The organism is Brevibacterium sp. 91QC2O2 (assembly GCF_024580695.1).
Taxonomy (GTDB): domain Bacteria; phylum Actinomycetota; class Actinomycetes; order Actinomycetales; family Brevibacteriaceae; genus Brevibacterium; species Brevibacterium moorei.
Genome location: NZ_JANIJY010000004.1, coordinates 1 through 14,066 on the forward strand (window position 1 = coordinate 1; position 14,066 = coordinate 14,066).

The following is a 14,066-nucleotide window of genomic DNA, read 5'->3' on the forward strand; positions in this document are numbered from 1 at the left end:
GGCCCGGAACCCAAGGGTTCCGGGCCCGCCGCTGCGAGAGGGCTATGCGCCAGAGCTATCGGATGGCATTCAGCCGATCCGGGGATCACTCGCCGGTGGATCACTGGCCGGGAAGGACTCGACTTCCCATTCGTCGACGACCGCATCATCGTGCTCCCAGACTTCGGCGGCTTCCTCGGCCTCTTCGGCTTCGGCCGTCAGCTGATCGCCGGCAGGGTACTCGCGGACGATCTCCGGTCCCGGGCCCGCGGAGACCTCTTCGACGATGTGCGAACCGTCGGGCTGTTCGAGCAGCCGGTCCCCGTGGGCGTCTGCGACTTCCCGCAGGTGCTTCTCCGAGTCGTCCTCGACATAGCCGGGACGCTGACCTGTGGTCACGTCCGGTCCGGCAATGTACTTGTCGAGTGTGTCCTCGACCGCGCCGACTGCGTTGCGGAGTTTCTTCTGGATGGTCATCGTCATCCCTCCTCAGTGGATTCGAAATCGACGACGTCTCCTATGTGCCCCGCACGATACCAGCCGCATCCGCGGTGTCAAGGCTCGGAGAACCCGAAGGGCCGAAGTGGCCGTGTGGCTCAGTCCTCCGTCAGGTCCACCAGCGCGAAGTACGCGGCATCCACTGCGCCGGCCACGGCGGACACGACCGCGTCCTCGACGATGGAGTCCACGGCCAGCACGGCCAGGGCCTTCGTCTCATCGGCCGAGGGCGAGACCTGCATGCCGGCGATGTTGATGTTCACGCGGCCCAGGGCCTGGCCCAGCTGGCCGATGATGCCGGGACGGTCGGTGTATTCGAAGACCACCAGGTGGTCGCTCAGCGGCATCTCCAGTTCGTAGTCGGACACGCCCGTGAGCTTCTGCACCAGCTTGGGACCGGTCACGGTGCCGGACACGCGGACCCGGCGCCCGGCCGAGGTCGTGGCGATCAGCACGGTCTCATTGCGGAAGTACTCGACCTCCTTGTCCTGCACCAGTTCCACTGTCACGCCGCGCTCCTCGGCCAGCACGGGGGCGTTGACATAGGACACCGGCGTCGAGACCAGGTCCATGAACACGCCCTTGAGGGCCGAGAGCTTGAGCACGGACACGTCCTTGTCCGCGATCTCGCCGTGGATCTCCACGCGCAGGTGCGTGATGGCGTCGCCACCGGCCAGCGCGGTCAGGGTCCGGCCCAGGCGCTCGGCCAGCGGCACGCCGGGGCGCACATCGGGGTCGATCGCACCACCGGCGACGTTGACGGCGTCGGGGACGAGTTCCCCGGCCAGCGCGCGGCGGACCGACTTGGCGACTGCGATGCCGGCCTTCTCCTGTGCCTCCACGGTCGAGGCGCCCAGGTGCGGGGTGACGTTGAGGTTCGGGAAGTCCCCGGCCAGCAGCGGCGAGTCCTGCGGCGGCTCCTGGTCCCACACGTCGATCCCGGCGCCGCCCACGCGCCCCTCGGACAGGGCGCGGGCCAGTGCTGCCTCGTCGATGATGCCGCCGCGGGCCACGTTGACGATGCGCGCGGTGGGCTTGAGCAGCTTGAACTGCTCATCGGAGATCATGCCGATGGTCTCCGGGGTCTTGGGCATGTGCACCGTGATGAAGTCCGACTGCGCCAGCAGTTCGTCCAGGCTCAGCACCGTCACACCCATCTGTGCGGCGCGCTGCTGCGAGATGTAGGGGTCGTAGCCGACCAGCTTCATCCCGAAGGCCTTGGCGCGTTCGGCGATGAGTCCGCCGATCCGGCCCAGGCCGATGATGCCCAGGGTCTTCTCGAACAGTTCGACGCCGGTCAGCTTGGAGCGGTTCCACTCCCCGGCCTTGAGCGAGGAGTTGCCGGCGCCCAGGTTGCGGGCGGCGGCCAGGATGTGCGCCATGGTCAGTTCCGCGGCGGACAGGATGTTCGAGGTCGGGGCGTTGACGACCATCACGCCGGCCTTGGTGGCGGCGGGGACGTTGACATTGTCCAGGCCCACGCCGGCGCGGGCGATGACCTTGAGGGAATCCGCGGCGGCGATGGCCTCGGCGTCCATCTGGGTGGCGGACCGGATCAGCACGGCGTCGACTCCGGCCAGTGCGGGGATGAGTTCGCCGCGGTCCGAACCCTTGCACGTGCGGATGTCGAAATCGGGCCCTAAGGCGTCGATGGTGGCAGGTGAGAGGTTGTCTGCGATCAGCACAACGGGCTTGGCCACTGTGTCTCCTTTTACAGTGTGATGCTGGGTGAGCATGGCCGGGCGTGCGCGTGTGGGCCACGGCGGGGCCGTTCCCAAGTCTAGCGATCCCCTGCCGGCCGGCTCCGACCGGTTCAGGATTCGGGCGGCCGGAGTCCCGGCTGGGCAGATCTGCCCGCGACCGAGGTCCGGCCCGGCCCGCTCTCCCACGTACAGTTGGGGCCATGAGCGAGTTCCTCGGGCGCACCCCCTGGCATATCAAGGTGGCGCGCGGGCTGGACCGGTATCCGTGGGCCTTCGACGCCCTGTTCATCGCGCTACCGCTGACCCTGGTGCAGCTGCTGATCTCTGGAGATCTCTACCTGAGCAGCGTGCGAGGCGCACCGATCTGGTGGCCGGAATCCTTCGGTCCCACCCTGTCCGTGCTGCGCTTCTGGGTGACCGTGGCGATGTGCGCGATCCTGGCCGTGCGCCGGATCTGGCCGGTGCTCATCGCCTGGACGATGGTGGCTCTGGCGCTGTGCTCACTGACGTTCGGAGCGACGCCCGATCTGCACTATGTGGCCGTTCCCATCACGGTCTACACGACTGTGGTCTACGCGCCCCGGCGCTGGGGCACGGTCTTCGCCTGCCTCGGCTATCTCGGGGCCCTGCTGTTGGGAGGTCTCACCCTCGCGCTCCTTTTCCTCCCGCCGGCCATCTCCGATGACACCGACCGCATGGGAGCGTTCGTCCTGGCCGGCCTGGCCTGCGGGCTGTGCGCGGCTATCGTCTCGGTCGCCTGGCTGCTGGGCGATATCCGGCGGCGCCGCCGGAACGAAGCCACCTCGATCCGCGAGCGCAATGACCTCTTGGAGCGCGAACGCGAACACGAGGCGCGGCTGGCCGCCGATGCCGAGAGGCTGCGGATCGCCAGGGAGATGCACGATATCGTGTCCCATTCCATGTCGGTGATGATCGCGCAGTCCGATGGCGGTCGCTTCGTGGCGGCCGTCGACCCGGCACGTGCCCAGGAGGCTTTCAGGACCATCGGCGACACCGGCCGCGAGGCGCTGACCCAGATGCGCCAGATGCTCGGGGTACTGCGTTCGGCCGATGCCGAATCCCAGAGTGCACCACTGCCCCAGGTGGCGGATCTGCCCGATCTGGTGGGCGATGTGCGAGCGGCCGGGGTCGATGTGGACCTCTTGGCCGACCTCGGCTCCCTGCCGGAGCTGACGTCCGGTGCGGGCCTGGCGGTCTACCGGATCGTGCAGGAGGCCTTGACGAATACGCTCAAGCACGCCGGCCCCGGTGCCCACGCCGCGGTCCGTTTGACGGTCGACCGGGCCGAGGACGCACTGCTGATCCGCGTCGACGATTCGGGGCCTGCCGAGCCGACAGCCGGTCGGGCCGGCGCCGAGGCGGTAGCCGAGACCGAGACCGGCGGCGCCGCGGCCCCCGGACCACACTCCGACCCTTCCACCGGGGATGCTGTGACCGGCTTGTCCGCTGTGGCCCACGACGACGGCCGGGGCTCCGGTTTGCGGGGCATGGATGAGAGGGCCAGACTCTATGGCGGCACCGTCGCGCACACCGCCGACCCCTCCGGCTTCCACATCACGGCTCTGCTGCCCCTGGCCTCGATCGAAAGGACCCGCGCATGAGCGAGACCGAACCCATCACCGTGCTGTTGGCCGATGACCAGGCGCTGCTGCGCACGGGTTTCCAGATGGTCATCGATTCGCAGCCGGACCTGCAGGTGATCGCCCAGGCCGGCACCGGCGCCGAGGCGATCGCCGCGACCCTGCGGTATCGCCCGCGGGTGGTGCTCATGGACATCCGGATGCCCTCGGGCGACGGCATCCAGGCGACCCGCGAGATCCTAGGCCTGCCAGCCGGGCCCGATGGCTACCGGCCGAAGATCATCGTGCTCACGACCTTCGATACGGACGACTACGCGCTGCGCGCTTTGCAGGCGGGGGCCTCGGGCTTCCTCCTCAAGGACACCCAGCCGGAGGTGTTGTTGGATGCGATCCGCACCGTGGTGCGCGGCGGCGCGGTCATCGCGCCCACCACCACGCGCAGATTGCTGGACGCGGGTGGGCTCAGTGGTGGCGGGCCCGCGCAGGCCGAGGCCCCCACCGGGTCGAGCGGTGCAGCATCTCAGACGGGCGCACAGATTGCCGGGGCGAGCGGCAGCGGCGCTGCAGATGAAACCGCCGTGGACGCCGAAACGGTCCGGCTGCGCGAGGCGGTGGGGACGCTGACCGAACGCGAACTGGATGTGTTCAGGCAGATCGCCACTGGCCGGTCGAACAAGGAGATCGCCGATGCGCTGTCCGTGTCGGAGGCGACGGTGAAGACCCATGTGGGCCGGGTGTTCTCCAAGCTGGGTGCCCGCGACCGGGTCCAGGCGGTGGTCTTCGCCTACCGGGCCGGAATCGCCGACTGAATAACATCAGCATGTCATTATGACATGGGACGTATCGACTCCGGTATGTTAAACCGTATTCCCTCTTGTTGCGCAGGCACTTTAGTCCGTTCCGAGACGGTACATTCAGACCAAAGCGCCTGCTCGTTTCCGCTAACTCCTGTTCAACTGAGCACTCCGGCCCCAGATGAACCAGACCAGGGAACCCAGGAATGGGAAAGCGAAGACCGCTATGACCCAGAGGAGCTTGCCGCCCAGGGTCAGGTTGGGCGACATCACGATGCTGATGAGTGCCGCAATGAACAATGCCAGCCAGGCGATCACGGCCAGGCCCATGCACACCAAGACCAGGAACCCCAGGCCAGAATTATCAGTGGCGCCTGCTGAACTTGCCAGATACATCATCACAAGAAGTCCTCCGCTTCGTATACGTCGTGTGATTCGTCATCTTCGACGCTACTCAGCTGGCCCGCAGCGCACATCGACCCACAGGATGAAATCCGGCTACGCATGTCAGCCCATGGAATGAGTGCCGGAGCCTGCATGGGATGTCCTACCACCCCGGAACCCCGGACACCCCCCAACCGGACAGGCCCCAAGTGGGGATTCCCCTACTCCTCACGGGGGATATCCGGTGAGCCACGACACGCACAAAATCATCCTGCAAGAGGATGTGTCCCACCCGGTCCCCCGCATAGCGTTGAGACCAACGCTATGAGCCACCCGGCTCACCCCGATCCGAGGAGCATCCGTGACCACGACACAAAATTTCGACGCCCCCGCCGCCCGTGCGGTCGGCCTGACGAAGACCTACGGCACCGGCGATGCGGCCGTACAACCGCTGGGCGGCCTGAACCTGGACATCACAGCCGGCCAGTTCACCACCATCATGGGGCCGTCCGGTTCTGGCAAGTCGACGCTCATGCACATCCTGGCCGGACTGGACTCCCCCACCGCCGGCCAGGTGTTCCTGGGCCGGCGCGAACTCACCAGCCTGAATGAGAAGCAGCTGACCCAGGTCCGCCGCAATCATGTGGGCTTCATCTTCCAGGCCTTCAACCTGGTTCCGGCGATGACGGCCGAGGAGAACATCCTGCTGCCCAGCCGCCTGGCCAAGACCTCGGTCGACCGCGAACTGTTCAACGGCATCACCGGCATGCTGGGATTGACCGAGCGCCTGAAACACCGACCCCATGAGCTCTCCGGCGGCCAGCAGCAGCGCGTCGCCGTGGCCCGTGCCCTGGTGACCCGCCCCGATGTCATCTTCGCCGACGAACCCACCGGCAACCTCGACTCCGCAACCGGTACCGAGGTCCTCGAACTGCTGCGCGCCTCGGTCGACGAATTCGGGCAGACGGTCGTCATGGTCACCCACGACCCGGCGGCGGCCGCGACCGGCGACCGAGTGGTCCTATTGGCCGACGGCCGACTGGTCGGCGATATGGCCCGGCCCAGCGCCGACCAGGTCTCCGCGGCGATGATGGAGGTCACCCGATGACCGACATCCTCAAATCATTCCTGCGCACGGGCGCCGGCCGGTTGGTGGCCGCAGGCATCGCGATCCTCGTGTCCGTGGCGTTCATCGCCACCGTCCTGTCTCTGTCCGATGCCTTCAACCGGACCATGCGCACCACCGCCCAGGGCAGCTATGCCGGCTCCGACGTCATCATCAGCTCGAGCGAATCGATGATGTCCGAGTCCTCGGGTGACGACGCGGCGGACTCCGGCGAACCGGTCGAATTCGACGCCAAGGTGGCCAAGAAACTCGCCACCGACGCGCAGCAGATCCCGCAGATCTCCCAGACCCAGGCGGACCGCAGCATCGCTGCGCTGACGAAGATGGACGGGGTCGAACAGTACATTACGGCTGCCACCACCCCGATCGGACGGCACTATGAGTTCGTTTCCGGCAAGGCGCCTCAGGGGCCCGGCCAGGTGATGCTGTATCAGGACACTGCCAAATCCCTGGGCCTGTCCCAGGGCCAGCAGGTGAACCTGGACACCACCGGATTCGCCTCCGAAACCGATGACTCCGGCAAGACGGCCAAGGACACGGGCAAGAAGTCCACCGTGACCGTCACCGGCATTCTGCGCGGCAGCGACGGCGGCGACCCCACCGTGTACACCGACGACGCGGGCCTCGACGCCCTGGGTGGGGATTCCTACTACGAATCCCTGCGCATTGTGCTCAAGACCCCGGGCGACACCACAGCACAATCTCAGGTCGCCCATGACTTCGCCGATCTGCTGGCCAAGCAGCGCGGCGGCAAGGTCGTCGACAAGGATCTCGAGGGATTGCAGGCGGCGGGCTTCACCGTCCAGACCAATGAACAGGTCGTCGACCAATACCTCAAGACGCTCTCCGGCGGCACCAACATCCTGACCTCGATCGTCCTGGCCTTCGGCGCCGTCGCCCTGTTCGTCGCGGCCCTGGTCATCGCGAACACCTTCCAGGTTCTGGTGGCATCGCGCACCCGCACCCTGGCCCTGCTGCGCGCCATCGGCGCTACCCGCGGCCAGATCCGCGCCGCCACCCTGGCCGAGGCCTTTGTCCTGGGCCTGGTCGGCTCCGTCCTGGGCGTATTGCTGGGTTGGGGCCTGGCAGTGGGCTTCTCGTACCTCGCCCGCAGTTGGATGGGCGGATTCGAGATCGCCACCCTGCCCGTGTCCGCGGCCATCGCCGGTCCTGTGCTGGGTGTGGTCGTGACAGTGCTGGCCTGCCTGACCCCGGCCCGCAAGGCCACCAAGGTCACGCCGATCCAGGCACTGGCACCCGTGGACATCCCCGCTCCCAATGCCGGATTCCCCTGGATCCGCGCGATTCTGGGCGGCATCGTCAGCCTGGTGGGCCTCGTGGCCACTGTCTTCGGCGGCATCGCCCACCAGATCCTGCTGGCCCTGCCCGGCGCCATCGTGCTGTTCTGCGGCATCCTGCTGCTGACCCGGGTGATCGTCCCACCGTTCGTCCGGGTGCTGGGGCATCTGTTCTCCGCCATCACCCGGTCCCCTGCGATCGGCCTGGTGGCCCGCAATATCAAGATGGCCCCGCGCCGCACCGCGTCGACGACCACCGCGCTGCTGATCGGCGTCACCCTGGTGTCGACCATGATGATCGGCGCGCAGACGATGAAGACCACATCCCAGGCCGCGCTGGCTGAGAGCAATGCGGTCGATATGTCGATCGCCCAGCCCAGCGAGCACGAACAGTCGGTCATCCAGGGCTCCGATATCGTCTCAGCGCACGCCCACCTCGACGGGGCCAAGGTCACAGTGCCCGGTACCGCCGATCCGACTGCCGCCGATGCGGACGAGAATCCGGCTGGAGACGACTCGGCAGAGTCCGCAGGGCAGTCCAAGGACCTTGCGCTGACAGCGCTGGCACCGGATTCCCAAGCGCTCAAAGCGGCCAGGGGCAAGGATCTGACTCCCCAGGCCGGCACCGTCTATATCAACGACGACCAGGCAAGGGAACTCAAGAGTGATTCGGATTCGTACACCACAGGCGATCCCGTGGGCACGTTCACCTTCAAAGGCGAGCGCGGAACAGTCAAGCTCAAGGCCGTGGCCGGCCATGGAATCCCCCGGGCCGAGGCCGTAATGGACACTTCGGACCTCTCCCAGCTGCAGCCCACTGCGGCCGAGGGTGCGATGTGGACGGAGATCTCCGACCAGGCCACCAGCTCGGATGTGCAGAAGCTGACGAGCGCCCTGAACGCCGATGACCGGGTGGATCAGGAAGGCGCCATTATGCGCGTGACCATGTCCAGCATCATCAACGTGGTCCTGGCGATCGTCCTGGTGCTGCTGGCCGCGTCCCTGGTGGTCGCGGTGGTCGGGGTGGCCAACACCCTGTCGCTGTCGGTGATGGAGCGCAGGCGGGAGACCGCACTGCTGCGTGCCATGGGCATGACCCGTTCGCAGGTGTCCTGGATGGTCGCCGTCGAGGCTCTGCTGATGGCGCTGGTCGCCATCATCCTGGGCCTGGTACTGGGCCTGCTCTTCAGCTGGGCGGGCATCTCCTCGCTCATCCAGACGAACAGGATCGCGATCACCGTCGGCATCCCCTGGGGGCAGATCGGCGCGGTCATCGTCGCCGCTATCCTGGCATCCCTGCTGGCATCCCTGATCCCGGCCCGCGCGGTCAGCCGGACCAAACCGGCCGAGGGCCTGTCCGCCTGATCACCTCGGCATCGAAACACGCCGACCCGTCGATCTTCTCCGTTTCCATTGAGGAAATCGGAGAAGATCGACGGGTCGGCGTTCGTACGAGCCCGAGTTCGTGTGAACAGACTCAGAAGTCGTTCGGGCTGTACGGCAGGCGTTCCAGGGCGAACATCGCGCGGGCCTGGGCCACGACCTCGGGCCGGGCCGCGCGGATCCGCCCGGCGCGCGAGAGCACTGCGGGATCCGCCCCGCCCAGGTACAGCGAACCCAATTCGGCGATGTCCAGGGACAGATCCGCCATGGCATCGTCGGGTTCATCGGCCAGCCGGACCACGGTGCCACGACCGTCGGCCGCGGTCAGCTCGAAGACGCCCGCGCCGAAGCCCAGGGAATCCGTGACCGACAGGGTCAACTTGCCCATCAGCCCCCAGGGCCGGGCCTCCAGAGCCTGGGGCACGTCGAGGATGCGCAGCCATTCGGAGTCCTCCACGGCCTTGACCGTCATCCGCCGCGGATCTGCCAGCAACCAGGACAGGGGCGAGTCCGTGGCCGCCGCCGGATACCGGACCCGGTTGACCAGGTCGATCGCACCCAGATAGCCCCACAGGGCGGAGTAGGCAGCATCGGACACGGCGACCAGGTCGATGATGTCGATCGTGGCCGTCCAGTCGTCCCACCCGGAGATCTTGTAGCTGACGAAACCGTCGGGAGCGCCGGCCTCATCGAAGTGCAGGGCCGCCCGGACCTTGGGATCCGGCTTGCCGGTGTCCAGATCGAGGCTGCCGGCGGCCCGTTCGACGTAACTCTGTTGGCGTCCGGCTGCCCCGGGGAACTTGCGCATGTACTGCGCGTAGATCTGTGGCGCCAGCTCGCGCAGCACCTGCGGATCGCACATCTCGACCCGCCGGTCCGGTTCCACCGCAAGGGCGAATCCGGGTGAGGTATCCACCTCGACCCGCTGGATCCAGGTGGCCCGGCCGAAACCGAAGCGCCGGTAGATTCCGCCCTCGGTCGCGGTGAGCACGGCGAACGGATAACCAGCGGTGGCGGCATTGGCTAGGTTCTGTGTCATCAGCGCGCGCAGCAGGCCCCGGCGCCGGTGCGTCGGCCGCACCGTCACCCAGGTGATCAGGTGGGCGTCGACGAGGTTCCCCCCGCCGACGTTGAACTCCTTCTCGAAGTGCGCGAAGGTCGCCACCGGAACCGCCGGATCCAGGGCGTATTCGGGCTGGCGGTCGACATAGGCGGCGGTGAACTTCCGGCCGTCCAGCATCGACCTGCGCACCTTGTCGCCCAGCGGCTCCTCTTCAAGCCGGGGTTCGTGGAACCCCGCCTGAACGGCCTGCAGGTACGCGGTGGTCTGGGCATCGGGGGCGCCATCGGCCAGCCCCGGTTCAAATGTCTCAAAGCGATAATCGGCCATGTTCTCAGCCTAGCGCGGATCCCGGCGCGCGTGAGCTCCATGACAGCTTTCCGATCCGCATGACATAAAGGAATATCCGCCTCATACCACCCGTTATAGTCTTCTGTTTACGCTCACATACACCGGGCGCACAGACTTTGCACACCATCGATGAAGGGAACCATGCACGCCGCCACCACCACTGCACCACAGGCGCCCGCGGCCGGACGGTCCGCATGGCGCGACCTGTGGTCCCGGCTGCGGCACGACCATGCGGCGATGACCGGTCTGGTCCTCGTAGCGCTCTTCGTGCTCATGATGCCGGCTGCTCCCCTGTTCACCTGGCTCACCGGTAACGACCCCTACACCTACAACACGGACCTGCTCGGAGCCGACACCGCGCCGGCGGGTGCCCTGGGCGGGGCCTCAGGCGGCCACTGGTTCGGTCTGGAGCCGCGCACCGGCCGGGACCTGTTCGCCATCGTCACCTGGGGCTCCCAGGTGTCGCTGCTCATCGGCATCGCCTCGACCCTGGTCTCGGTGGTCATCGGTGTGGCCGTCGGCCTGTTCGCCGGCTACTTCGGCGGCTGGACGGACAAGCTGCTGGGCCGGTTCACCGATGTGGTCTTCGGCTTCCCCTTCCTCATCTTCGCGATCGCGCTGGCCGCCGTCGTCCCCGACTCCTTCCCCCGTCCCCTCATGCTGATCCTGGTCATCGGGCTGTTCGGCTGGCCGCAGATCGCCCGGGTCGTCAGGTCCGAAACGCTGAGCCTGCGCGAGCGCGGTTTCGTACGCGCGGCCAACGCCGCCGGGATCGGCCCCTGGCGGGTGCTGACCCGCGAACTGCTGCCCAATCTGGCGGCGACCATCATCGTGTTCACCACGACCTCGATCCCGGGCAAGATCGGGTCCGAGGCCGCGCTGAGCTTCCTGGGCGTGGGCATCGCCCCGCCCACCCCCAGCTGGGGCCGGTCGATCTCCGACGCGATCTCCTGGGTCCAGGTCGATCCCATGTACCTGGTGCTGCCGGGCCTGGCGCTGTTCGGCGTCACCCTCGGCTTCACCCTGCTGGGCGATGGGCTGCGCGATGCGCTCGACCCACAGCGCACCGCCCGCGCTCCCGAGGCCGCGGCCGCCGGCGATGCCGCGGCACCGGCCGCTGTGCCAGGCGATGCCGCGGCGAGCGCCGACGACCAGCCGACCGGCACCTCGGCGGTGGACGGGAGCAGAGAGTGAACCGCGCCCTGTCGATCCTGCGCTTCCTGGCCGCCCGGGCAGGCGGGGCGGTGCTGGTGCTACTCATCATCGCCACCATCAGTTTCGCGATCTTCTACCTGCTGCCGAACAACCCGGCACAGCTGTCCTGCGGTAAGCCCTGCACGCCGGACCGGCTGGCCGAGGTCCAGACCTATATGGGCCTGGACAAGCCCTGGTACGCGCAATTGGGCGCCTTCCTGCTGGGCATCGTCGCCGGCCGCACCTTCGGGGCGGGCGCCACCGCGATCCACTGCGCGGCACCCTGCTTCGGCTACTCCTTCCGGCTCCAGTCCGATGTCACCGGACTGTTGGGCGAACGGCTGCCGGTGACCCTGTCGATCGCGATCGGCGCGATCGTACTGTGGACCATCGCCGGCGTGGGCGCAGGTGTCTGGGCCGCCCTCAAGCGCGGCAAGCCCACAGACAGGCTGCTCATGGGGGCCTCCGTGTTCGGAGTGTCCGCGCCGAGCTACCTGGTGGCGCTGCTGCTGATCCTGCTGTTCGGCTTCACCCTCAACGTCCTGCCGATCGGCGGCTACGTCGCCTTCACGGAGAATCCGGCCGGCTGGGCCTACCACCTGATCATGCCGTGGGTGGCCCTGGCGATCATCAACGCCGCCATCTACACCCGCCTGACCCGCGGCACCCTGCTGGAGACCCTGGGACAGGACTTCGTGCGCACCGCCAGGGCCATCGGCCTGCGGGAATCCGCGGTGGTGGTGCGCCACGGCCTGCGCAATATGGTCGTGCCCATCGCCACCCTCATCGCCCTGGACTTCGGGTCGCTGCTGGGCGGCACCGTCATCACGGAGAAGGTGTTCAACCTGGCAGGTGTGGGATCCCTGCTGTTGGACGCCGTGAACAACCTCGACCTGCAGGTGGTCGTGGGCGTGACCCTGTTCGCCGCGGCCGCCGTCATCGTGGCCAACTTCCTCATCGACATCCTCTACAGCGTCCTCGACCCAAGAATCGGAGCACACGCATGAAGAAATCAACCAGAACCGGCCTGAGCCTGACGTCCCTGGTGGCCGCTGCCGCCCTGCTGCTCACCGGCTGCAACGCCAACGACCTCTCCGGCGATTCCGACGCCGGGCAGGACCTGGGCGAAACCCAGTCCGGCGGCAACCTGACTATCATGCAGGGCGCCACCGATATCGAATGGGACCCCGCGAAGAGCCAGAACCTGGCCATCACCACACTGGGCCTGGTCGAACGCCGGCTGACCACCTGGGATGCCGAACCCGGCAAGGAGACCAAGGTCGTGCCCGATCTGGCCAAGGACACCGGCACCCCGTCCAAGGACGGCAAGACCTGGACCTTCAAGCTCAAAGACGGGCTGAAGTACGAGGACGGATCCACGATCACCGCCCAGGACATCAAGTACGGGCTGGAGCGCTCCTTCTCCACCGAGCTCTCCGGCGGCCTGGGCTATCACAAGTCGCTGCTGATTGGTGGGGACGACTACCGCGGCCCCTACAGCGGCAAGCACCTCGACTCGATCAAGACCCCGGACGACAAAACGATCGTCTTCACACTGAAGTCCGCCTTCGGCGACTTCCCGTGGATCGCCTCGATGCCGGCCTTCGCCCCGGTGCCCAAGGCCAAGGACGATATCAAGGCCTATACCAAGAAGCCCGTGGCATCGGGACCGTACCGGGTCGCGAAGTACACCGCAGGCAATCAGGCGGTGCTGGAGCGCAATGAGCACTGGGACAAGGACACCGACCCCGTGCGCACCGCCGGTCCCGACACCGTGACCTTCAAACTGGGCCAGGACATCACTGTGTCGGCCCAGTCGCTGATCTCCGATTCCGGGGACGCCAAGAACGGCTTCTCCGCGGACTTCGTGCCCGCCTCGCAGCTGGCCCAGGCCCAGCAGAACCCGGCGGCCAAGGACCGTCTGGTCACCAGTGGCGACGGGGCGCTGGCCTATCTGGCGATGAACACGAAGCGCGGGGCGCTGAAGGACCTCAAGGTGCGCCAGGCCATCAACTACGCGGTGGACAAGAACGCCTTCCGGGTGGCCGCCGGCGGTGAGATCGCCGGCGACTTCGCCTCGACGCTCATCACCCCGGGGATCCCCGGACGCGCCGACTACGACCTGTACCAGGCCGATGCCGCCGGTGACGTGGACAAGGCGAAGTCCCTGCTGGCCGAATCCGGGCAGAAGCCGGGCAAGCTGCGGCTGCTGGTGAAGAACGACCAGACGAACGTCGCGCAGGCCGAATCGATCCAGCAGTCGCTGGGCCGCGCGGGCATCGAGGTGTCGATCAAGTCGGAGGACCAGCAGTCCCTGCAGGCCGATGCGACCGATGCCAAGGGCGACTACGACCTGTACCTGGGCTCCTGGCAGCCAGACTTCCCCTCGGCCAATGGCAATATCCAGCCGCTGTTCGACTCCTCGCAGATCGGCGGGGGCAACTACAACATCTCCCGCTACTCCAATAAGAAGGTCGACGCGCTGATCAAGCAGGCGACCGAAGAGGTCGACCGCACCAAGGCCGGGCAGGTCTGGGCACAGGCGGACAAGCTGATCATGGAAGACGCTCCCATCGTCCCGCTGATCTACACGAAGAACACCTTCATCCACGGCTCGGGCGTGGAGAACTTCGTCATCGGCAAGTTCCCGGCCTACCCCGTGTACTTCAAGGCCTCGCTCAAGCAGGGCTGATAC

Annotated in this window: 11 protein-coding genes; 7 read left to right on the top strand and 4 right to left on the bottom strand. The window is 67.1% G+C overall.

Annotated elements, in window-relative coordinates; genetic code table 11:
• Positions 1-69 precede the first annotated feature (69 nt).
• On the bottom strand, positions 70-456 hold the full coding sequence (locus tag NQ036_RS04555) for a hypothetical protein (RefSeq protein ID WP_257049198.1): 387 nt from the start codon (positions 454-456) through the stop codon (positions 70-72).
• Between the two features lie 119 nt (positions 457-575).
• Positions 576-2,177 (bottom strand): phosphoglycerate dehydrogenase, encoded by a 1,602-nt coding sequence (gene serA / locus NQ036_RS04560; protein WP_373456822.1) that lies wholly within the window; start codon positions 2,175-2,177, stop codon positions 576-578.
• 203 nt (positions 2,178-2,380) lie between these two features.
• On the opposite strand from serA, the gene NQ036_RS04565 reads away from it, so the two are divergent.
• Together NQ036_RS04565 and NQ036_RS04570 are read left to right on the top strand one after the other, a co-directional pair.
• Positions 2,381-3,802, top strand: coding sequence for a sensor histidine kinase (locus NQ036_RS04565; RefSeq protein ID WP_257057301.1), 1,422 nt, complete (start codon positions 2,381-2,383; stop codon positions 3,800-3,802).
• A complete protein-coding gene (locus NQ036_RS04570) occupies positions 3,799-4,590 on the top strand; it encodes a response regulator transcription factor (RefSeq protein WP_257057303.1) in 792 nt (263 codons plus the stop codon). The genes NQ036_RS04565 and NQ036_RS04570 overlap by 4 nt, the downstream gene beginning before the upstream one ends.
• 132 nt (positions 4,591-4,722) lie before the next feature.
• On the opposite strand, the gene NQ036_RS04575 is transcribed toward NQ036_RS04570, so the two are convergent.
• Positions 4,723-4,974 (bottom strand): PLD nuclease N-terminal domain-containing protein, encoded by a 252-nt coding sequence (locus NQ036_RS04575; protein ID WP_257049193.1) that lies wholly within the window; start codon positions 4,972-4,974, stop codon positions 4,723-4,725.
• Positions 4,975-5,305: 331 nt separating this feature from the next.
• Between NQ036_RS04575 and NQ036_RS04580 the strand changes: the two genes are divergently transcribed.
• Together NQ036_RS04580 and NQ036_RS04585 are read left to right on the top strand one after the other, a co-directional pair.
• Positions 5,306-6,067 carry an ABC transporter ATP-binding protein gene (locus NQ036_RS04580; protein WP_373456823.1) on the top strand — a complete coding sequence of 254 codons (762 nt, stop codon included), beginning with the start codon at positions 5,306-5,308 and terminating at the stop codon, positions 6,065-6,067.
• On the top strand, positions 6,064-8,748 hold the full coding sequence (locus NQ036_RS04585; RefSeq protein WP_257057305.1) for an ABC transporter permease: 2,685 nt from the start codon (positions 6,064-6,066) through the stop codon (positions 8,746-8,748). Before NQ036_RS04580 ends, NQ036_RS04585 begins: the two co-directional genes overlap by 4 nt.
• Before the next feature lie 112 nt (positions 8,749-8,860).
• Here the strand turns inward: NQ036_RS04585 and NQ036_RS04590 are convergent, their stop codons facing one another.
• Complete coding sequence (locus NQ036_RS04590; protein ID WP_257057308.1) at positions 8,861-10,156, bottom strand: GNAT family N-acetyltransferase; 1,296 nt, start codon at positions 10,154-10,156, stop codon at positions 8,861-8,863.
• 150 nt (positions 10,157-10,306) lie between these two features.
• Between NQ036_RS04590 and NQ036_RS04595 the strand changes: the two genes are divergently transcribed.
• The 3 genes from NQ036_RS04595 to NQ036_RS04605 are packed head-to-tail and all read left to right on the top strand — an operon-like array spanning position 10,307 to position 14,063.
• A complete protein-coding gene (locus tag NQ036_RS04595) occupies positions 10,307-11,371 on the top strand; it encodes an ABC transporter permease (protein ID WP_257057311.1) in 1,065 nt (354 codons plus the stop codon).
• Positions 11,368-12,378, top strand: a complete 1,011-nt coding sequence (locus NQ036_RS04600) for an ABC transporter permease (protein ID WP_257049188.1) — start codon at positions 11,368-11,370, stop codon at positions 12,376-12,378. The genes NQ036_RS04595 and NQ036_RS04600 overlap by 4 nt, the downstream gene beginning before the upstream one ends.
• Positions 12,375-14,063 (top strand): ABC transporter substrate-binding protein, encoded by a 1,689-nt coding sequence (locus NQ036_RS04605; protein ID WP_257057314.1) that lies wholly within the window; start codon positions 12,375-12,377, stop codon positions 14,061-14,063. The genes NQ036_RS04600 and NQ036_RS04605 overlap by 4 nt, the downstream gene beginning before the upstream one ends.
• Positions 14,064-14,066 lie beyond the last annotated feature (3 nt).